Genomic DNA, 20,974 nt, shown 5'->3' on the forward strand with positions numbered 1-20,974 from the left:
TGTAAAAAACCGTAGATAAGAGGTTTCGATCAATCCGGGCGCCGGCCCTTGAGGGACAGGCGCATGGGCAGCGTCAACGACGCCGGCGGCTTCTGGGTGGCACGCGGCGCCTGTATCAAGGCGAGCATCTGCGCATCGGTCTCGGCATCGCCGCTGGACTTGGCCACCAGCGCTTTGGTGACTTGGCCATCGGCGCCCAGCCACAGGTCTATCTGTATCGAGAACGCCTTCTTGCGCAGCTCAGGGTCTTCGCGCATCAGCCGTTGATAAGTGCCGGCCAGGTACTGCTTGTAAGTGCCAGTCCCCAGCCCGCCGCCGCCACTGCCGGCCATGCCGCCGCCTTTACCGGCGCCGATGTTGAAGCCGTCAGTGCCAGACTGGGCGTCGCCGTCGATCTGCATCGGGTTGGCCAGGTCCTCGTTAGGCGACGGTGGCGCTTCCTCGGCCGGCTTGACCTCTTCGGGTTCCGGGCTGGGCACCGGCTCCGGGACTTTTTCTTCGACCTGGGGCTCGGGCTCCTTGGGCTTTTCCGGCGGCGGCGGTGGCGGTGGTGGCAGCGGGATAATCGTCGGCACCTTCGGCGTTTCGCGGCGCACGCCACTCATGTCATTGGCCCATTGCCACAAGAGCCAGGCCGCCACGGCGCCCAGCAACAGGCCGGCGCCCCACTTCAACGGGCGCAAGGGCGGTGTCTTTTTCACTGGCAAGGGTGCGATCGGGATCTGTGCGGTCATGGCTCAGCCCTGGCTCGGTTTGCCGGTGACCAGCCCGACCTGGGACAGCTCCAGCCGGCGCAGCAGGTCAAGCACTTCGATCACCTTCTGGTACTGCACCATCGCGTCGCCGCGCACGATCACCGGGAAGTCCGGGTTCAGCGCTTTCTCGATGCGCAGGCGCTCTTCCAGCTCGCCGAGGGTCACCGGGTAGGCATCGAGGAACACCTGGCCGCCGTCATTCACCGAGATGGCCTTGGTTTTGGCCTCCGACAACGACACCGAAGCACTGGCCTTGGGCAGGTGAATCTGGATGCCCGACACCTGGGCGGTGGCGGTGAGGATAAACATCACCAGCACCACCATGAGCACGTCCACCAGGGGCGTGATGTTGATGCTGTCGACGGCCGCGTCATCGTCATCGTCGTGGGAGGCATTTACGGAAGCCATGGCGATTCTCCTCAGGCCGGAACAGCCGCGTGATGGTCACGACGGTGCGCCGCTTCACTGGATTGGCTCTCGCCGTGCATCTCCGCCAGGCGGGTGATGAACTCGTCGACAAACACGCGCATGTCCGCGCTGACTTCCTTGTTGCGCGTGATCAACCGGTTGTAGCCAAACAGCGCCGGGATCGCGACAAACAGGCCCATGGCGGTCGCCAGCAACGCCGCCGCCATACCGGGGGCGATGGCGTTGATGTTTACGTCACCGGCCATCGCCGTGCCGAGGAACACCACCATGATCCCCAGCACCGTACCGAGCAGGCCGATGTACGGGCCGCCGGCAATGGCGTTGGACAAGGTCGAGAGCTTGGCGCTGAGCGCCTGGTTTTCGCGGGTGCGCACGCCGTCCATGGAACAGCGGATGGCTTCGATGGTGGCGGCCGAGACCGACGAGGTGTCGGCACCCTGGGCACGCCGGGTACGGATCTCCTTGACCGCCACCAGGTACAGGCGCCACAGCGAAGAATGGGCCAGGCGTTCGCCGAGCTGGGCGTCGTCGGCGTACATCTCCAGGCGCGTGCCGATCTGCGCGAAGTGCTCGCGGAAGATCTCATTGGCACCGCTCACCCGGCTGACCTGGCGGTTCTTGCGCAGCATGATGACCCACGACTGGAACATCATCGCCACCAGCACCAGGATGATCACCCAGGCGTCCACCGGCACGGCGTTGAGCAGGAAGCCCAGGCTGCCGAAACCAAAGCCGGACTGTTCTTCGTCCACCCCGTAGGCCACCAGTTTCGACTCGGCGCCCTGGGCGCTGGCATCGGCCAGTAACAGAGCAGCCGGGCGCGCCACCTTGGACAGGCGCAGCTCATCAATGGCCCCTGCGAATGGCTGGCGCGTGCTGCCGGCTTCCGGCAAGTCGGCGCCGAGGGCCAGCTGGGAATTGAACGCCGGCAAGGCGACCGCCAGGGTCGCGGTTTCACGGCCATTCACATACAGCGTGACCTTGTCACCCTCGGCAGTGAACGCCAGGTGCTGCCATTGGCCGGGGTTCAGCGGTTGGGTCGACACCGCGCGCTGACCGTCGATCTCTACAAACGGCATGCCCTGGTTCAAGCCCAGCAGCAGGCTATGGGGGCCATCCCGGCGCGCCAGGACGACTTGCTCGCCACTGGCCTGGTCCAGGCGCAACCAGGCGCTGAAGGTGAACGTACCGCCTGCCGCGTGTTGCAGCGAGGGGCTGGCCGGCAACATCAGCGGTTGGCCACTGAACTGCAAGGCACGGCCGATCACGCCATCGATGGCTGCGCCGGTGGCGTTCAACGCCGTGTTGGCATAGGCCGTGGTGTCCCGGGCCGGCGTGCCATTGGCGCCGTCAAAATGGTAAAGCGCGGTGTAGTTCGGGTCGAACGTCAGCTGGCCGTTGGCGGTGGCCGGGGCCTTCTGATTGCCGTAGTACATCCACAGGTCCTGGCGCTGGCCGCCTTCAACCTTGGGCACATCGACCCAGATCAGCGCCATGCCCATCAGCGGGTCGAAGCTTTCGATCTGGTGGTTGAACACGGTCTTGTCGTCGGCACTCACAAAGCGCAGATCGGCGCCGTCCTCCTTGACCCCGTCAAAGGTGAAGTTGCCGGTGTGCAGGCGCACCAGCAGCGCGGTGCGGCCCAGGGCCTGGTTGATCGCGGCGCCTTGGGCGGTGGTGTCCACCGAAATCTGTTTGCGGTAGTGCCAGTCGTCCTGCCACCAGGCATGGGCAGTGGCCGGGAGCGCGAAGCCCAGGCAGATCAACAGGCTCAGGAATAGGCGTTGCATGGGTGAAGTCTCCGGAAGAAAAAGTCAGAAAGTCGCCTGCACACTGAAGTGCAGCCGCGAGTCCTGTTTCTGGGTGTTCGGTCCATCGAGCAGCGGGTAGCCCCAATCCAGGCTGCCGGACAACCATTTGCTCAAACTGGCGCGGGTGCCCAGGCCAACACTGGCCAGGCTGTATTCGTCTTCTTGCTCGGGCAGCGGATCGTGCAGGCGCATGCGCGCGCCTTCGGCGAACGCATAGAAACGCCACTCCTGCACATAGCTGCCAAGGAACTTGGCCAGGGACGGTGTGCGCAATTCCTGGGAGAGCAAATACCCCTCGTCCCCGGTGCGCTCGGCTGCCAGGTAACCGCGCACCGACGTGGCGCCACCGGCGGAATACTGCTCGTTGGAAACCAGGGGGCCAGAGGCGAGCTGGAAACCGCCCTTGGTCGCCGACTGCCAATCGTTGGCGAAGGTATAGGTGTAATTCAGGTCGCCCTTGAGCACGGCAAAACTGGCGCTGGCCTTGTAGCGCTTGTACTCGAATTCCTCGGCGTCGCTGCCGTAGCCGAAGAACGCGCGGGTGCCCACCACCAGGTTCAGGCCCAGGCCCAATTGCGACTGTTCGGTGTAGCGAAAGCCGTTGTAGCCCAAGGTGAACGGCGCGTATTTGAGCGGCACCTGATCGCTGCTGGCGCCGAATTTCATCTGCTCGTCGAAGTCCTTGAAGTCGACGCCGAACGAGAATGAGTTGGCCCAGTTGCCCGCCGCCGGCAGGTTGTAGATGGCCGACACCCCGTAGGAATGGCCCTTGCCCAACACATTGCTGCCGCCGATGGTGGCGATGTTGCTGTCGGACTGGTAACCCGAGAACTGCAAGGTCCAACGCTCGTTCAGCGGCGCCGTGTAGGAACCGGACCAGACCTTGGCATTCTCGGTGTCCTGGGGCGCGGTGAAAAAGGTCAGGGAAATGCTGTGGCCCAGTTGCCAGAGGTTGTCATAGCCCAGGGTCGCCACCGAGCGCAGCTTTTCGGTGTCGGCGCTGTAGTCGTTGTTCAGGCCAAGGCTGGCGTGCCAGGGGTTCTGGTCTTCCACCTGCAGGTCCACATCCATGGTGCCCGGGCGTTGACCCTCGCGAACCAGCGGCGTGACCTGGCGCCCTGCCCCCCGGTTGAGGCCGGCCAATTGGGTCTGCACCGTGGCAAAGTCCGGCACCGCGCCCTCCTCCAGGGCCGGCACCTGCTCGCGGATTTCCACTGGCGAATAGTGCTTGGCACCGACCACGCGCACGCGGCCGACCTTGGTTTCGCTGACCTGCAGGTAGACGATACCGTCATCGACCTTCTGCTCCGGCAACTCGACAAACACCGACTGGTAGCCGCGCGACTGGTAGATCTTCTGCAGCGCATCGCGGGCGCCTTCGATATCGCCCAGGGTCTTTTGCGGCCCCAGGAACGGATACACCGCTTCCTCGATCGTAGCCGCATCGAGCACGGTGTTGCCGCGCACGAAGTACTCGTTGACATCGACCTTGCGCGCCGCCGCGTCTTCCTCGGCCAACACCGGTTGCGCCAGGCTCCCCAGCGTCACGCAACACAGCGCCAGCGTTAATTTGAACAGATGCTCCACACCGCCCCCTGACTGTCTGATTTTTTGCGCCGCCGCCGATTGCCCGGCGTGCGGCTGGCTCAATTGCTGGTGATCGACGTGCTGCCGTGGCGTGCCAGCCAGGTGTGCAACAGGGCGAAGTTCAGCGAGAACTCCGGCATGTGCAGCAAGGCGCCACAAAACACGTCACCGATGATTTTCTGGATGAGTTGCACCGCACGCGGGTTGTTGAGCAGCGTGGCGATGTCGCGGGTCAATGCATGGATGCTCCAGACCTTCTGGTTGAGGTCCAGGCCGACGAACCAGCGGAACAGCAGGTTGTAGTTGAGCTGTTCATGCAGTTGCTGCTCGCTGGGTACCGAATACAGGAGTTGCAGCAGCAGGATCTGCAGCACGGTCTGTGGGGCGATCGACATCGCGGGTTCGGCGGTGAGCCAGTCACGGTGCTGGTCGAGGACTTCGTCGATCTGCGGGCGCAGCAATACCAGGGAATGGCTGGCAGGGATGTAGCTGGAGACTTCCTTGCGGGTGCCCTGCCAGTCGTCCTGGGAGACGATCCAGACCCAGGGTGCGCCGTAGCGATAGACCGACACCGGCTTCTTGCGCGCGGCTTCGACGATCTTCGACAGGCGTTGGTCGAGCTCCTGCATGCCGACTTTCGAGTAACGTTCCATAGTTCCCATCGCCCCACTCCTGGCATCCTGCTTGCGGCTGAAAAGCCCACCTTTCTGGTGGGCTCAAGCGCGTTACACAGGAGAGACGGGAATGGCCAAGGGCTACCGAACTTTTGTCATGAAAGCTTCATTTTGGATTGGGTGGGGGGCAATTTCTGGTGGGGTGTATAGCCGTTATTCGGGTGATGGCTGCTATGGCTTCCGCCCTTACCAGCCATTACCGCAGCAACGGATATCCGCCAATCGTCACGAATAAACCGGCCAAACTTCAACAACCTTACCCCCCCGTACCCCCAGCAAATCCCCAAACTGCAACAACACAAACTCACTCTGCGTCGGCCGTAAAAACACCTGGTCATCCACGTTCAACCCCACAGCCGGCGACCCATTGACCATCTCCTGATTAGAACTACGCCCATACAACTCATTGCTCTTTAACCCACCCGGCGACTCGAACTCCGCCAACCAATTCCCTCCATAAATAAAGTAAGTCCCCCGCTGGTTCGGATCCCACCACGAAAACACCCGCGACTTGCCATCCAACGCCGGAATATCCACCGCCCCCGTGCTTTTCAACACTGGCGTGGCGATAAACACCGCTGGCACATGCTCGCTCAAGGAAGGCAAATCATAATGGGTGGGCTTGAGCAACGCGGTCCCCACCGACACCTCCGTGCTCAGCCGCTCCTGCTCATGAATCCGATAACTCGGGCTCCCCGCCGTATTCAACGTAAGCCCCTCCCCCCACCCCCCAGCAACGTGCTGCCGAGTAAAATCCACATAGCCGGTGTAGCGCCGCATCACCTGCTCGAACAACGTTTGGGGCGAACCCAGAATGCCCGGCACGCCCATCCCCACGAACGGGTCATAGCCCATGAACCCCGCAAACACCAAATGCCGAGGGTTGGCGCTGATCAGCGTGAGCATCTGCCCAAGCACCGCGTTATCACTGACACCGCCTCGATGCAGCCCCACATCCAGCTCGATGTTGACGCGCAACCGCACGCCCAAGCCTTGGGCCAACGCCAGGTAGTGCTGCAAGCGCTCGGGCGTGTCCAACAACCACTGCAATTGCCGCGACGGGTCGAACGGCCCCTTGTGGGTCTGATAAAACAGCTCGGCCGAACGCACCGGCAGCGGCTTGCCCATCAAAATATCCGCCTCAGGGAACACCTGGGCATCATGGTTCAGGAACGGCTGGTGAAACGACATCAGCCGCTGCGTGCCCGCACGCTTGGCGATGTAGGCCAGCAGCCCTGGCGATGGCAGGGATTTCTCCACCAGGCGCAGGTGTTTGCCGCCACGCTTGACCGACTGCATGACCACATCGATGTTGTGATCCAGCCGATCCAGGTCGATCAGCATCACCGGGCGCATCGGCCCATGGGTCTTGAGTTCGGCGTTGAGGGTGCGGAAGTAATCGTTGTAGGGGCTGCCCCGGTCACTCGGGCGCAGCCACCAGGCGCCGGCGGCCAGCAAGGCGCCTGTGCCGAGTACAAAATGTCGACGGTTCATCGGGCCACTCCCAGGATGGATGACAGGTGCGCGTTGAGGAATTTGCCGCTCGGGTCCAACTCACGGCGCACGCGGGTGAACTCGTCCCAGCGCGGGTACAGCGGCTGCAGGGCGCGCGCGTTGAGGGTGTGCAATTTGCCCCAGTGCGGGCGGCCGGCGTATTTCCAGAAGATCGGCTCCACGGCGGCGAAAAAGTTGTGATGGTCCATGGCGTAGTGCTGGTGCACGGAGATCGAGCAACTGTCGCGGCCTTCGAACATGCTCAGGGGAATGTCATCGGCCTTGACGTAGCGGTACTCGATGGGAAACCAGGTGCGCAGGTCCTTGTCGTTGATCAGCTTGAGGATCTCGCGCAGGCACGCCGGCCCATGCTCGGCAGGCACCGAATATTCCATCTCGTTGAAACGCACATTGCGCACGTTGGCGTACACCTCGAAGGACTCGGCCACGCGGTCCTCGAAGCTGGCAAAAAAGCGCAAGCTGTTGAGCAAGGTGCGACGTGTGCCGGGGAAGTCGCTGGCATATTTGTCGAGCTTCTCGATGATCGTCACGAACGCATTGCCGCCCGCCTCCGCCGGGTCGATGGGGGGTGTTGCTGGATCGTTGGTTTCATTGAGGGCAATCGACAGCGCGTAGTCGGAGTGGGTGACCACCAGCATTTCCCAGTGCTGGTTCTCCCGCGTGTTTTTATCCACGTCTTCCAGCAGCTCTTCGGTCTTGGCGATCCACTGGCGTTCGCGCAGGCGATAGGGCGTGCGGTTCTGCGAGCGAATGCGGGTGGCTACGCCCAGCGCGCCGAGGGACACGCGGGCGGCGCTGAACACCTCCGGATGGCGCTGGGCATCGCAGTCCAGCACGTCACCCTGGGCGGTCACCAGTTGCAGCCCGGTGACGCAACCGGAATACGAGGTGAAGCCCACGCCGGTGCCGTGGGTCGAGGTGGAAATCGCCCCGGCCAGGGTCTGGTAATCGATATCCGCCATGTTCGGCAGCGCTTGGCCCACCGCCTTGAGCGCCGGGCCCATGCGCGACATCGGCGTGCCGGCGGCGAAGGTGGCCTGCAAGGTTGCCGGGTCGTGATCGAGCAGCCCATTGAAGTAGCTCAGTGACAGCAAGGTGCCGTCAGTCGGCACCAGGGCGCTGAAGGAATGCGCCGAACCGACCGGCCGCACCTGCCCCGGCGCCTGGCGAATCACCTGCACCAGTTCGTCCAGGTCTTTCGGCGCCAGGCGTGCCAATGGCAAACAGGTCTGCGCCCCCGACCAGTTGCGCCACGGAATCAGGCGAGGTGCCCGCGCCAATTGGGCCAGCACCGGGTTGCTGGCCAGCGCCATGAAAGCCCCGGCCATGCCGGCGCGCTGCAAGAGTTGCCGCCGTGAAAGCGCCATTCACCACCCCGTCTTATTGTTGGATTTGGACACCGGCCATAAAGCCGATCAGCGCCACAAACTGTGCCTCGGAACACTGCATGCACAGGCCCATCGGCGGCATGCCGTTGTAGCCGTTGATGCTGTGGTCCAGCAGCGTGTCGACGCCTTGGGCGATACGCGGGCTCCACGCCGCGCGGTCACCGGTCAGCGGCGCGCCGGACGCCGGGTTGGCGTGGCACAGCTTGCAACTGCTGTCATAGACCTGGGCCAGCGCCGGGTCGGCGGGCATGGCAGTCGCCGCAGTGGCGCGTTCGGGCGGGGGGCGGGGTTTGTCATCACAGGCCGTGAGCAGGCCGAATACAACCAACAGCAAGGCGATGCGGGGCATGGCCACCCTCTCTTCTTATGATGTGGAAAGCGGTTTCCACACTAAGGCAGCGGCACGGCGGCGTTGAGGGTTTTGGCGGACACAAAGGGGGGCTGTTGCGGACAGTTGAACGTGGGCGTTGGCCGCCCACGTCCTGGAGAGGGGCTTAGAAGGCGATACCGACCTTGAACCCGTACTCGTCACGCTTGAGCTTGGTGTTGTCGGCCACGTCGGAGTCACCGTCAAGCTTGTACTCGGTGCGGGTGTAGTACAGGCCCGCGACGACCGGCAGGTCACCCTTCTGGTTCATCAGCAGGCTGACTTCAGCGTAGGGGTTGGTGCGGTCCTTGAGGTCCACGGTGTCGCTGCCAAAGTCATCGACCTTGAGCTTGGTGCGGCCATCGATGGTACGACGGGCGCCGGCTTCGACACGCAGGGTCATATCATCGAACTGGTGGTTGTAGCCCAGGGCCGCCTTGGCGAACGGCGACTTGTTGGTGAGCTTCACGTCGAGGTCATTGATCTCCGGCTCGTAGCGCGTCCAGCTGTAGCCACCGCCCACGATCACGTCGACAAAATTGCGCGCATCCAGCGCGGCACGCCAGCCGAGGTCCAGATCGGCCTGGCCTTCCTTGAGTTTGTTGTCGCTCTTTTCGCCGTACTTGGCTTCGATACCGGCTTGGTAGATAAAGCCGGATTCGGCAGTGAGCTTGTTGCCGAAGTTGTAGAACAGGCCGGCTTCGGGCATGTGGCTCTTGTCGCTCTCGCTGCCGCCTTCAAATTTGAAATCGTTGTAGCTGCCCAGGATCCCGAAGGTAGAAATCGGGTCAGTGGACGGTGCGGCGAACACCGCGGCAGGCGCAGCGACCAGCGCCAGCAGCGAGGTACCCTTGAGGAATTTTCCGAATAGCTTGGACATCGTTTTACATCTCCTTGTCTGGTGAGCAAATTATTCAGGAACCGCTTCGAACCCCTGCTCGCGCGAAAGGTTCGAATTAATTTGCACCGATTTGAAGGTAAAACGGTTCAGCGAAGGCTCTAGATCAATATTCTCATGAATTAGCCATTACAAGGCCATCAAGCGTTTGGCGCAGCGTCGTGTCGACAGGTACCCGAATGCCAAAGGTCTCGGTCAGCAACTCCAACAGTTCATCGGCACTGCCGAGGGTGTGTTTTTCACTCGGCCGATCCAGGAAATGCACGGCGTAGTTGGCGTTGTTCAAGGTATGGCGCTTGCCCGGCGCCAAGCGTGCGACCTTCAGCTGGCCCACGAAGGGCGAATCCGGGTGCGTGGAGACGTACCAGTTGCCGATCTCATAGTCGATGGCCGCCTGCGCTTGCAGGTCGAACACATACAACCCACGCCACTCCTCCCCCACCTGTGCCCACAGCGTGTAATTGCCCTGCCCGTCGAAGGTCAGGCGATAAGGCTCATGCGCCGTGGCCTGCACTGCTTCGGTGTCCAGCTGCAATGGGCTGCTGGGTACCATGCCGCCAAAACCGACATCACTGATATAGCGCACCCCGTCCAGGGTCACCAGGCTCAAGCGATGGGTACGCGCCGTGTGCGCATCCGGCGGCCCACCCATCACCACCCGCCCGGTAATGCCGCGCGCATCGAAGCCGAGCGCCTGCAACAGCGCCAAAAACATCTGGTTCAACTCATAGCAATAACCGCCCCGGCCGTCCAACAGCACCTTTTGCTCGACGCTGGGCAAGTCGATAGGCACCGGCACGCGCATCAAGGTCGACAGGCTTTCGAAGGCAAAGGTGCACACATGGCGCAACTGCAGCGCCTGCAGGGTTTGCAGGGTCGGCGCGGGCGGCGTGTCATAGCCCAGGCGTTGCAAATAGAGGCGGCTATGGGTCAGCAAAGACATGGCGCAATCCTTGGGCGCGAGGGGATGGCGACACTATGCCGCGCCAGCACGCAGATTGTCATTTTGAATGAACCTTTTTGAACACTCCCGTATCCATCTATAACAACACAGGGAGGCAACATGAGTACCGCAAAAATCTACACCATCCACTACCAGCTGCATGGCAAACCGAAGTCCTTTGTGGTGCGTGCCGAAGTGATGAACAACGCCGAAGCCTGGCACTGGGCGGCGGTCGATGCCGACATCGCGCACGTGAGTCGCGTGGGGCGCGTGGGCCATGAACAGGTGAAGAAAACGACGCGGCCTTGGGCGGAGAAGTATGGGATTACGGACGTGACTTGGGTTGCGCCGAAGTGAAGGGAAAAGCCCCGCCGTGTCAGGCGGGGCTTTTGCGAGTGACTTGCCTTTTTTTGGGCTTACGTAGGTCGAGGGCTGGGGGTTTGGGGCATTGGCTGGAAGCCGCCATCCACGAAGGACTGCTTCCGGCCAATAGCGGCCGTTCTGGAATGGCAGGAAACGACCGATAACTGCCTTCGATACGCGACTTTCGCCCGTCAGCGGCTCGATTGTAAGAATATGGCGGAGAGCTGCAAAACCGCCTACGCTTATAGAATGATTCCTCGAACGCCTTGCCCATCTGGTGGTATAGAGCCGAGAGATCTGACTTCCTTTGACCGTCCGCTTAACACCTACCCGGACCAACCCGCGCCTATCGCCAGCAACTGCCCCCTGAGTCCGGTCCACACAACCAGCAGTACGGCGCAACGGGTAAAAGCCAGACCCAGTACCCCCACCTGCCGTTCAAAAGCGACCGATGCCGCAGCACCTCTGGAAACGGGGGCGCTGTTCACGTTCTGTCATGAGGTCAATCCGTATGTATCGGCCGAGCACGATTCCTTACCAGCAGCATCGAGGGTTCAGCCGAACCTTCACTCAGGGGCATTTGAGCCTTGGATTATTCTTTCCCATGGAGGCGTTCGACGGGGACACTCCGAGCATGCTCAACCAGGTCACACTGGCTAAAAAAGCCGAGGCGCTGGGCTTCTGCGCGCTCTGGTTTCGCGACGTGCCGCTTCGCGACCCTGGCTTCGGCGATGTCGGCCAAGTCTTCGACCCCTGGGTTTACCTGGGTTATATGGCCGCCCATACCTCGGAGATTGCACTTGGCACCGCCTCCATCGCCATCCCGCTGCACCATCCCCTGCACACGGCCAAGGCGTCAGCCAGCGTCGATCAGTTGAGCACTGGTCGCTTGATTCTGGGGGTTGCTTCGGGAGATCGGCCAGTGGAGTTTTCGGCGTTTGGCGTCGATCCCGAAAGGCGTGGAGAGATCTTTCGAGAACACTACGAAGTGATTCGCCGCGCCCACAGCACCAGTTTTGAGCCCATCCACTGGAGCACTGGTGAAATGCAAGGCGCAGACCTGATTCCGAAACCTACCACCCAATTCATTCCAATGCTCGTGACCGGCAACAGTCGCCAGTCACTGGATTGGATCGCGCGTGAGAGCAACGGATGGATCAACTATCCACGCATTCCGAACATGCAGCGGCTGGTCGTGGAAGATTGGCGACTGGAGGTCACGAAACAATGTGGCTCTGTGTATAAGCCCTTTACTCAGTCGCTGTACATCGATCTCGATGAGAATCCGTCAACGCCACCCACACGTATCCATTTGGGGTTCAGACTTGGACGTTACCATCTACGATTTTTGCTGGAGTCGCTTGAGGAAATCGGCGTGGACCACGTCATTCTCAATCTCAAATACGGCAAGCGCCCTGCGGTGGAAGTTATTGAGGAATTGGGTACGCACATCGTTGCGCAGTTCGGAGTGCAGCCGCGTCAGGCAGCTCATTGAACATCGGTCACTGCTACGCCGACGAATGCTCACTTGACGAAACCATTAGGTGTCACGGCGCGGATGACCTACGGTTCTATATCAATGATGGAGATCTTCGCGCCATGAGCGACCGGTGCCCGGCAAACAATCTACCCTACCCAGCCTAAACCCGTGATGAGCACATTGCCTTGCAGATTCTGTGCGGCCTCCACGCCGTCCATGGACACGATTTGCGCGCGTATCCTTTCACTTCTACCGAGCGCGCAAGCATGGCATGAATCCTGGACACGGCACTTTAGCCATGACATTTATCTTCAATACAAGTGTTTTAATTGATCACCGCCCGGGACAGCAGCAGGCCCAGGCGATCCTGATTTTCATACAAGACATCGTGAGCCTCCCCGAACTGAATGGAACTTCCTGTTGGATTTGCTTAACCGGGCAGCTTGGCTGCAAGGACGTCAACCTTCTCGATTGATGGCGGTTCGGCAAACAGCTCGGCAGCGTTTGCCATAAGCGCCGCCGCGACCTTGCCCGAAAGATGAGCCTGCCGGCCCGCATCATCCGGGAATGCGTCAAAGATGCCAAAGGTGGACGGCCCCAAGCGGATTCCAAACCAGGCTGTAGTGGCTGGCTCCTCCTCCACTAACGGAAGGCCGCCCAAAAGAAAGCTTTCTACATCCTTTTCTTTCCCGGGTTTTGCTTCCAGGCGAACGAACAACGCTACTTTGACCATGATGTGGCTCCTGTTGTTACGATGCGGCTGGCGCTATCAGATCGCGATAGCTAAGAGGGGTATCCGAGACTCTTAACTATGGTCGACGATACCAGGATTACAAACCCAAATAGACCAAGGGTAGCGGCGAGTAGCGCACGGGCAGTGAGAACGACGTAGTGGGCAGCATATAACCGCAAGTCAGCCGCTTGCTCACCTGGTCCCACCCTCTGGTCTGATAATAATGATTCAACGATATCTGAAATTTAGAAAAACATAAGAGATCATGGTTGTCGTCAGGCCGACCAATATGTACTCGACGCGGGGTAAAAACACGACTAACCCGCCCAAAGAAAACACTATCAACGTGTTTTGTAGTATGTATTTCCTTATTCTACTCACGGCTATGAAATAGCCATATTGCTTACCTAGGAAAAACAAGGCCATGCCGGTGATCGACATAATCTGGAAATCGCGTATCGCAATGTCGTTCAGGATCGCATGCCTAATCAAATTCGCCAGAAGTGCCAGCCCCATAAAAAGAAAAAGGTGCGAGTAGATTAAGGCGTGCCCACTCATACTGCTTTGATGTTTGTTCAATAAGTAAAAACTATCAAAATAGATCCACCAGATACTGCAAATCATGATAAATCCGGTGATGGCCGCCATCACATTATAATAACCCCATTGAATGTTAGACAAGCCTCCGGAAAGGCTAATAATTGACTCCCCCAATAAGATTAGGGTGAGTAGACCTATGCGCTCAACCAAATGTTCCGTGTGTGCTGGCAACGGCTTTAGTTTAGTCCAGAAAAACACAGGAAACAGAATATCAAGAACAATCCCAATATAAGCAACAAGATAACGCAAGGGCGGGTCAAAAATAACGGATGAAAGACTAATAACTGCGCTAACTAATAGGGCGAAACCAAGCCTTGAGGAAAGTTCGCCGCGAGAATCGAGTTTACTAATGGATGAAATGTACATAACACTGATGATCGCTCGTACACCAAAATAGCAGGCAATAATAAGCGGGTAGTTCACTTCCAGGTCTTCCCCAATCCGGGCCGATAGCACAATGAGCAGGAGCATTATGAATAATGTTGCCAAACGGTGAAGATTACTGTCTGTATCGAACCTGTTGGAGTAAATCGTGTGACTGGACCAGATCCACCACAACGGTACAAAAAGCAGTAAGAATGTCCATAATTGCTTATGTTCAAAGTGGCCGTCATGAACATGTCCGAGAGTGTGCGTAACCTGGCCTATCGTAACAACGAAAGTCAGGTCAAAAAACAACTCCAACCATGTGGCGTGTCGATTTTCTTCATAATACTTCAAAGATTTCATTAGTTGCCGGCTCCGTGTCCACCTCTTTAATGTAAAAGGAAGCTAACGTTGGTTTTTCCTCGGCTCCGATGTGGGTGATGTTAAGCCGATTTGGCTCTCTAGCGATTTCGTCCACGCACTAACAAAAGTTCAATCATCTGACTCATCCCGATGAACTCTGGAACTCCGTCATAGCGAAGCCCGTCAATGTAAAACGCTGGGGTGCCATTCACGCCGCTGCGTACACCGCCATTGAAATCGGCTTGTATTTTGGGAATGTAAGTATCCTCTTGCATTGCAAGATCGAATTCCTCCTTGGGAAGGCCGTGTTTGAGAACGATGGCGCGATACAGCGGCAGGCCCAATCGATCCTGATTTTCGTACAATTCGTCGTGGGCCTCCCAGAAGAATCCTCGACTCCCGGCATACTCAGCGGTGACCGCTGCACCCAATGCATGGGGGTGAGCGGTGGTCAGAGGGAAGTTACGGAACACAAACAGCAAGTCATCGCGAAAATGCTGTTGCAGATTCTTGACCATCCAATAAGCTTCACCGCAATAGGGACATTCATAGTCGCCAAATTCCACCAAGGTGACCTTGGCATGCGCACTTCCCTGGCGATGGTCGTTGGCACTTACCGGGACTTTGAGAGTGGCCATGTAATCACCTGTTAATTTTTGGTTGGCGTGCTTTGTGGCGAATTCACCAGAGCATCCAGCGCATCCAGAATGCCGTCCGCCCCAGGGTTGATTGCCATTGGTGAGACGTAGCTCCAGGCGACCACCCCCTCCTTGTCAATCACGAACAGTGCCCTCTTACAAACTCCGAGCTGGGACTCGTACGCTCCATACTGTCGTGCCACCGCCCCTTTGGGCTCGAAATCGGCCAGCAGGCTGAAGTGGAAATTTCGATCTTTGGCAAAGGCCTGATGACACCAGGCGCTGTCAACCGAGATACCCAATAGCACCGCACCATATTCTCTGAAGGTGGGTAACAACTGGTTGTACAAGGTCAGTTGGTCACCACACACCGAAGTCCAGTCAGCGGGATAAAACGCCAGTATCACGGGATTTCCCTTTAGCTCACGCAGCGACAACTGTTGATCAGGGGTTGCGTGAAGAGTGAAGTCGGGCGCGACAGTGCCGGCCGGCAGCGGACCCTGAACCAGGTCGCCATTGGTTTTTTGTGCATCATCTAACTCTGAAGTATTCATTGCTTGAACCTTGATAGATGGGTGGTTGGGACGTGCTCAGTGGGATACGACGTGCCCGGCGGGATAACTCCATCCACCATCAAGGGGAAAAAAAAGACAACGCTGCCTCGATCTCAGCCTGAGCCTGAGTAATTTCGGCAGCGAAACGTTTACGTTCCGCATCAAGGAACACAAGAAGATCCGCCGTGTAATCGCGGAATTGGATTAGGCCAGGTTGGCAGGGGAATGGTCGGATTCGCTCTGGCTCACCAATGACTATAGTCGTTGATGACGCTTACCGTAGTAACTGAACGAATTTTCTGTACCCTCCAGTGCCAACAACAGTCACGCGCTTAATGCGTCCACGGCCAGGCGTGTTGAGCAGAGCTTGGGTCTAAAGCGCTCAGTTTCCCAAACGCTTCTGCACCCAGCAAGAGATCCGAAGCGCTCACCAGGAACGCTCCAGGACAGAAGTGGCAACTGAAGTGTAGTTCAGGACAACCGGACGCGTTTGAATCTGCGAATTCCCCTGTTCAAACCTGCGGACAAACAAGACCGGGCTTCAGGGACCGGGATGCGCGTAGGCTAAGGAAGGCTTCGAGGTCTACACAGGGCATCGGTTTGGCAAAGTAGTACCCCTGAAAAATATCGCAGCGACTGCCCTTCAGGAAATCGATTTGAGACTTGGTTTCCACACCTTCGGCGACCACCGACAGGCTGAGATGATGGGCCATGGAAATAATGCCTTGGGTGATCGCTGCATCGTGATGGTCGGTAGCGATATCCCGGATGAAAGAACGGTCAACCTTGATCTTGTCGATGGGTAAACGCTTGAGGTAGCTGAGGCTGGAGTAGCCCGTGCCGAAATCATCCAGCGCAATGCGTACACCTAAAGCCTTGAGCTGGTGCAAAGTGTCGATGGCTTGTTCAACGTTATGCAACAAGAGCGACTCGGTAATCTCCAGTTCCAACTGCCCGGCGCTAAGTTCGTACCTGTTCAGCACTGCCTGGATACACTCGACGAATTGTCCACGCTGGAAATGAATCGGCGAAATATTAACGGCCATCGAGATGCCTGTGATGCCCTGCTCGCCCAGTTGACGCAACTGCGCGCAGGCCGTATCGAGTACCCAAAGGCTCAGCGGGATGATCTGACCACTGTCTTCAGCCACTGTTACAAACACCGCTGGTGAGATAAATCCCTTTTCCGGATGCTCCCAGCGCAGCAAGGCTTCGATCCCGACCACCTGCCCCGTGCGTGCGTCTATCTGCGGTTGATAATGCAGCTGGAAGGATTGAGTTTCGATAGCCTTTTGCAAGTCATTGCGCAGGCTCGCGTGCTCGCAAAAACGTTGATTGAGGTCGCTGGTGTACCACTGAAAGTTGTTGCGCCCTTCCTGCTTGGCTTTGTACATGGCCATGTCCGCCTGCTGAATCAGTTGCATCGGCTGCTCGATGTAACCATCGCTCAGGGTGATGCCGACGCTTGCACTCACATGCAGGTCAATACCCTGGATGCAGTAGGGTCTGGCAATGCTCGCCATCAGGCGCTCGGCTACGGGTACAACGTCCTCGTCACGCAGCAGGTCAGGCAGGAGCACAATGAATTCGTCACCGCCCATGCGCACGATGGTGTCACCGGGACGAACTTGCTGGGTCATACGTTGCGCCACTTCGATCAGCACCTGATCGCCAAAGAAATGCCCGATCGAATCGTTGATGGATTTGAATCCATCCAGATCAATGCACATCACCGCGAGCCGCCGATTACGCCGACGACTGATGTGGCAATCCAGAACCAGTCGCTCTTCAAGCGAAACACGGTTAAGCAAACCGGTAAGCCGGTCATGGCTGGCGTTGAAGCTCAATTCGCGTTCGAAATGTTTCTGCGCGCTGATATCCCGGGCAATGCCGAATACTCCGACGATTTCTCCGTTGACCATGATGGGCAGGTTGGAGATATCCATGGTCAACAGTTGCTCACTTTCGTCGCGAAGCTGTGCCTCGAAGCGCTGAGGCGCTCCGGCACGGGCTGCGCAAAAATGCTGACTGACCCGTTGCAGATCCTCATCGAGAACCAGATGGGAAAAGTGATGACCAATGAAATTGACGGCCGTGTGCGGTTTCAGCTTCAGGCCTGCAGGATTGACGCTCTGGATGTTGCCGGCCAGATCGAGGGCGAACACCGGGTTGGGGTTATAGGTGAACAATGAACGAAAACGTTGTTCGCTCTCCTCCAATCGCCGACCGTCACGCTCATGACGGATCGCAATGACGGCCAGTTGCGCGGCAAAAACCAGTTGTTGAATCTGCGCCTCGTCCGGCGCATGGATGCTCTTTTGGTACATGGCAAATGTCCCCAACACCGTTCCTTGATGGGAGAGCAAGGGGACAGACCAGCAGGAATGCAGGTTATGCCCCAGCGCCAAGCTGCGGAAACGGTCCCAGTTCGGGTCCCGGGCGATGTCTTCAGTGACCACAAGCTCGCGCCGGAACGCCGCGGTGCCGCAGGTCCCTTCCTGCGGACCAATGGCCATGCCATCTATCGCCTCGCTGTACTCGGTCGGCAGGCCGGGTGCCGCGCCGTTAAGCAAGTGTTTGCCCTCGGCATCCGCCAGCAAGATAGAGCAGTAGGTTTCGGGAGTCTGTGTGTCGAGCATCTGGCAGATGGCGCAGAGTACATCGCCCAGATGCTGATCGGTCGCAATCATGCCGAGAATGTCACGTTGCGATTGGGGGAAGGTCTTGCTCTGAAAGCTTGGACGAGTATTCATGGTGATTCCTGAAGACTCTCGATTCGTCCGGTCTTCAGAGAGCCAGAAACAGTAGCGGGCCGATCACTGTCCACTTGTGCGTCGGATATACACTCTATAGAGCGTCGCCCCGTTAAAAACAGACTCAGATCTAACAAAAAAAGCAGGATCACATTGTTGCCGTCTGGCTGACTTCGCTGTCTCGACTTTTGGAAATCCGCCCTTTTACGGACGTTCACGACACCGCAGGTGGCCACATCGAACGCTGCGATTTTCAAGCCTGATTGTTCACCCGTGGCTACGGCGTGGGCGATGCCAAGACGACGCCGCACCCTAGCGATTTCGTCCGCGCCCTACGGACCGCTCTACTGGAGTCCCGTCATACTCCCTATGGCCGAAAGCAGTCATTTGTGGACGGCAGCTATCGGCCAGAAGCGGACTTTCGTGTGCAACCTTTTCGGCCGAAAGCGGGCTTCGATTACCCTTCGTCACCACTGCAATGAGCAGCGGCGGTCAACCAATCCCGGAATTGCCGTGCAGCCGCAGTGAGAGGCCGATCTTTACTTGTGACCAGGTAATATCCCTTTCCAGTACGCAGTTTGTGTGGAAATAACTGGACTAGGTTGTTTTTATTCAAATCTTCCTCGACAAGCCATGGACTGGTCAGCACCAAACCCTGACTTCGTCTAGCCGCATCAATGGCCGTTTCCGACTGGTCGAAACGTAGATGGCTTGTCATGCCATCGAAGGAAAGGCCCACCTGTGCGAGCCATCGCGACCAATTTGCGTGCGAGGTCGTTATTAGCAGAGTCGCCCGCGTCATATCCTCCACATTTACCGCTTGGAGCCAATCCCGATAAGCGGGGCTGCAATACACGCTCACTTCGTCAGGCAGCAGCAACAGAACATTCAAATTACTATCTTGGCCGTCGAAGTATCGGACGGCCAGATCGTATGTGTGGGAACTGAAATCCACGTTGTCTGCTGAAGCGCTGAGATGAAGGCTCAGGCCAGGATATCGACCCATCAGCAAGGGCATGCGTCTTGCGAACCAAGTGTTGGCGAACGCTGGCGGCATGCTCAAACGCACCTGCGATTCGACACGACGCTGTAGCGTTGCATTGGCTTGGTCAATTTGCTGCAGCGCAGGCTTTATCTGTTCCCAATAGAGCGTCGCATATTCGGTTGGTTGCAATTTGCGCACGATGCGTGCGAACAAAGGAACGCCCAGCCAATCCTCAAGTTTACGAATCTGCTGGCTCACGGCACCCGGTGTGACAAACAGTTGCTGAGCAGCCAGCGCTGCGCTACCCGTTTGCATAACAGCGTCAAAGCAGGCAATGGCCTTGAGCGGAGTGTCAGATCGCATAGATTAGTAATTCTCTCTTATAGAGATAAAACAGATGGTTTGTACGGCATAAGCGACGCCCTGACAATCACATCGTCAATCGTACGGCCATGCAGGTGCCAAACATGAACATTCTGATCATCCACGCACATCCCGAGCCCAAGTCATTCAACGGCGCCATGACACAGACCGCTGTGCGCACTTTTGAAGCGCTGGGGCATAACGTCCAGGTCAGCGACTTGTATGCCATGGGTTGGAACGCCACGCTTCACCCGGACGAGTTCGGCGATCGTGCTGATGCAAACTATTTTGATCCGTCCAGTGAACAAGAGCATGCGCAGGCCAATGCGACAGCGTGCCGCGAGGTCAAGCGTGAGCAATCCAAAGTTGCCGAGGCAGACCTGGTAATTTTTCAGTTCCCCATGTGGTGGTTTTCCATGCCAGCAATACTCAAAGGATGGGTCGATCGGGTCTTCAGCCGTGGTTTCGCGTATTCGTCTGGCCGAAAGTATGAAAGCGGACACCTCAAAGGCAAACGCGCGATGCTAAGCCTTACCACAGGTACGGCCAGCACACTGTATGAGCCAAACGGCGTTGATGGGGACCTGCACCATATTCTGTGGCCCATTCATAACGGGATTCTTGCCTACACCGGTTTTACTGTACTGCCACCTTTTGCCGCATGGATGCCGGCGCGAGTGAGTCAGTTGCAGCGCGAACAGTACCTTCAGGACTACGTTAAGCACCTGTCTAATCTGGACGAACTCCAACCCTTGTTCTTCCATCCCCGTCGAGATTACGACGAGCATCAACAACTCAAGCCAGGGGTCGTCGCTCGATCCGGTGTTCAGTGGAACCCGCGCGCAAAACAGACCTTCGAGGAGGCGGCAAGCAGTTTTGCGCAGCGCCGTATTCAAGATGAAAAGAACTCACAAACTGCACGCTTCAACCAGATTAACGCCTCACTGGAGAATCCACAGTGAAAGGCTCTTGGATCATTCTTGGAACGGATGTAATCGATGCTGATGCATAAAAAAATAAAGCCAGCTTTGGACGCCGATTTGTAAGAAGTACGGCGCCAGCGTCAGGCTTTTGGATCCAGGCGCGCTGCTAGAGTCAATGACCAACAAACGTGTATTGGTTGTTGAGTTCTCGAGTTATGAACAGGCCAAGGCCTGCAATATTGACCCTTATTACGCTAAAGCCAAGTCGGTTGCGTTTCTCGCTTATAAGCGAGAAATGATAATTATCGAAGGTAACTTGGCATAAATTTTTGCGGGGCTGTTACATGAGAAAGCCAGTTGATGGCATGGCCACGGGAATGATGGTTTTGCTGTGTTTGGTCTGGGGAGCGCAACAGGTCGCAATGAAGGCAATTGCTGAGGATGTGTCACTCATGGTGCAGGTCTCATTACGGTCTGGAGTCGCGG

20 protein-coding genes are annotated in these 20,974 nt (G+C 57.9%); 4 read left to right on the top strand and 16 right to left on the bottom strand.

The annotated features are described in order from the left end of the window. Nucleotides 1–29 precede the first annotated feature (29 nt). The 10 genes from CWC48_RS29240 to CWC48_RS29285 all read right to left on the bottom strand — a co-directional run bounded on the left by CWC48_RS29240 (nucleotide 30) and on the right by CWC48_RS29285 (nucleotide 10,367). Nucleotides 30–734 (bottom strand): energy transducer TonB, encoded by a 705-nt coding sequence (locus CWC48_RS29240; RefSeq protein ID WP_100491038.1) that lies wholly within the window; start codon nucleotides 732–734, stop codon nucleotides 30–32. Between the two features lie 3 nt (nucleotides 735–737). Further along, on the bottom strand, nucleotides 738–1,163 hold the full coding sequence (locus CWC48_RS29245) for a biopolymer transporter ExbD (RefSeq protein WP_010211136.1): 426 nt from the start codon (nucleotides 1,161–1,163) through the stop codon (nucleotides 738–740). 11 nt (nucleotides 1,164–1,174) lie between these two features. Continuing rightward, the gene (locus CWC48_RS29250) at nucleotides 1,175–2,974 is read right to left on the bottom strand and encodes a DUF2341 domain-containing protein (RefSeq protein ID WP_100491039.1); all 1,800 of its coding nucleotides are present in this window, start codon (nucleotides 2,972–2,974) and stop codon (nucleotides 1,175–1,177) included. A gap of 24 nt (nucleotides 2,975–2,998) precedes the next feature. Next, nucleotides 2,999–4,582: a ShlB/FhaC/HecB family hemolysin secretion/activation protein gene (locus tag CWC48_RS29255; protein WP_100491040.1), complete on the bottom strand. Its 1,584-nt coding sequence runs from the start codon at nucleotides 4,580–4,582 to the stop codon at nucleotides 2,999–3,001. A gap of 59 nt (nucleotides 4,583–4,641) precedes the next feature. After that, nucleotides 4,642–5,235 carry a transposase gene (locus tag CWC48_RS29260; protein ID WP_100491041.1) on the bottom strand — a complete coding sequence of 198 codons (594 nt, stop codon included), beginning with the start codon at nucleotides 5,233–5,235 and terminating at the stop codon, nucleotides 4,642–4,644. 246 nt (nucleotides 5,236–5,481) lie between these two features. Further along, a complete protein-coding gene (locus tag CWC48_RS29265; RefSeq protein WP_177409515.1) occupies nucleotides 5,482–6,690 on the bottom strand; it encodes a DSD1 family PLP-dependent enzyme in 1,209 nt (402 codons plus the stop codon). A 56-nt stretch (nucleotides 6,691–6,746) separates the two neighbouring features. Then, nucleotides 6,747–8,078, bottom strand: a complete 1,332-nt coding sequence (locus CWC48_RS29270; protein WP_177409516.1) for a D-arabinono-1,4-lactone oxidase — start codon at nucleotides 8,076–8,078, stop codon at nucleotides 6,747–6,749. 73 nt (nucleotides 8,079–8,151) lie between these two features. Beyond that, entirely contained in the window at nucleotides 8,152–8,508 is a 357-nt protein-coding gene (locus CWC48_RS29275; RefSeq protein ID WP_100491044.1) for a cytochrome c5 family protein, read from the bottom strand. 145 nt (nucleotides 8,509–8,653) lie between these two features. Further along, a complete protein-coding gene (locus CWC48_RS29280) occupies nucleotides 8,654–9,406 on the bottom strand; it encodes an outer membrane beta-barrel protein (protein ID WP_100491045.1) in 753 nt (250 codons plus the stop codon). A gap of 133 nt (nucleotides 9,407–9,539) precedes the next feature. Beyond that, a complete protein-coding gene (locus tag CWC48_RS29285) occupies nucleotides 9,540–10,367 on the bottom strand; it encodes an arylamine N-acetyltransferase (protein WP_100491046.1) in 828 nt (275 codons plus the stop codon). A 120-nt stretch (nucleotides 10,368–10,487) separates the two neighbouring features. On the opposite strand from CWC48_RS29285, the gene CWC48_RS29290 reads away from it, so the two are divergent. Both CWC48_RS29290 and CWC48_RS29295 read left to right on the top strand, forming a co-directional pair. After that, nucleotides 10,488–10,724 carry a DUF6555 family protein gene (locus CWC48_RS29290; protein WP_078047890.1) on the top strand — a complete coding sequence of 79 codons (237 nt, stop codon included), beginning with the start codon at nucleotides 10,488–10,490 and terminating at the stop codon, nucleotides 10,722–10,724. A 517-nt stretch (nucleotides 10,725–11,241) separates the two neighbouring features. After that, nucleotides 11,242–12,225, top strand: a complete 984-nt coding sequence (locus tag CWC48_RS29295) for an LLM class oxidoreductase (protein ID WP_078047889.1) — start codon at nucleotides 11,242–11,244, stop codon at nucleotides 12,223–12,225. A 415-nt stretch (nucleotides 12,226–12,640) separates the two neighbouring features. On the opposite strand, the gene CWC48_RS29300 is transcribed toward CWC48_RS29295, so the two are convergent. From CWC48_RS29300 to CWC48_RS29325, 6 genes are all read right to left on the bottom strand, one after another. Continuing rightward, a complete protein-coding gene (locus tag CWC48_RS29300; protein ID WP_078047888.1) occupies nucleotides 12,641–12,943 on the bottom strand; it encodes a putative quinol monooxygenase in 303 nt (100 codons plus the stop codon). Nucleotides 12,944–13,171: 228 nt separating this feature from the next. Then, nucleotides 13,172–14,272 (bottom strand): low temperature requirement protein A, encoded by a 1,101-nt coding sequence (locus CWC48_RS29305; protein ID WP_100491047.1) that lies wholly within the window; start codon nucleotides 14,270–14,272, stop codon nucleotides 13,172–13,174. Nucleotides 14,273–14,370: 98 nt separating this feature from the next. Continuing rightward, nucleotides 14,371–14,910: a DsbA family protein gene (locus tag CWC48_RS29310; protein ID WP_078047886.1), complete on the bottom strand. Its 540-nt coding sequence runs from the start codon at nucleotides 14,908–14,910 to the stop codon at nucleotides 14,371–14,373. Nucleotides 14,911–14,921: 11 nt separating this feature from the next. Further along, the gene (locus CWC48_RS29315; RefSeq protein ID WP_078047885.1) at nucleotides 14,922–15,464 is read right to left on the bottom strand and encodes a redoxin domain-containing protein; all 543 of its coding nucleotides are present in this window, start codon (nucleotides 15,462–15,464) and stop codon (nucleotides 14,922–14,924) included. Nucleotides 15,465–15,976: 512 nt separating this feature from the next. Continuing rightward, the gene (locus tag CWC48_RS29320) at nucleotides 15,977–18,217 is read right to left on the bottom strand and encodes a bifunctional diguanylate cyclase/phosphodiesterase (RefSeq protein WP_100491048.1); all 2,241 of its coding nucleotides are present in this window, start codon (nucleotides 18,215–18,217) and stop codon (nucleotides 15,977–15,979) included. A gap of 457 nt (nucleotides 18,218–18,674) precedes the next feature. Further along, entirely contained in the window at nucleotides 18,675–19,565 is an 891-nt protein-coding gene (locus CWC48_RS29325) for a LysR substrate-binding domain-containing protein (RefSeq protein WP_100491049.1), read from the bottom strand. Nucleotides 19,566–19,669: 104 nt separating this feature from the next. Here CWC48_RS29325 and CWC48_RS29330 point away from each other — a divergent pair, with 104 nt between their 5' ends. Then, nucleotides 19,670–20,527: an NAD(P)H-dependent oxidoreductase gene (locus CWC48_RS29330; protein WP_100491050.1), complete on the top strand. Its 858-nt coding sequence runs from the start codon at nucleotides 19,670–19,672 to the stop codon at nucleotides 20,525–20,527. Nucleotides 20,528–20,636: 109 nt separating this feature from the next. Then, entirely contained in the window at nucleotides 20,637–20,813 is a 177-nt protein-coding gene (locus CWC48_RS30675) for a DUF1330 domain-containing protein (RefSeq protein ID WP_256581769.1), read from the top strand. The last annotated feature ends 161 nt before the right edge of the window (nucleotides 20,814–20,974 follow it).

Origin of the sequence: Pseudomonas sp. S10E 269, assembly GCF_002798465.1 — a bacterium.
GTDB lineage: Bacteria > Pseudomonadota > Gammaproteobacteria > Pseudomonadales > Pseudomonadaceae > Aquipseudomonas > Aquipseudomonas pergaminensis.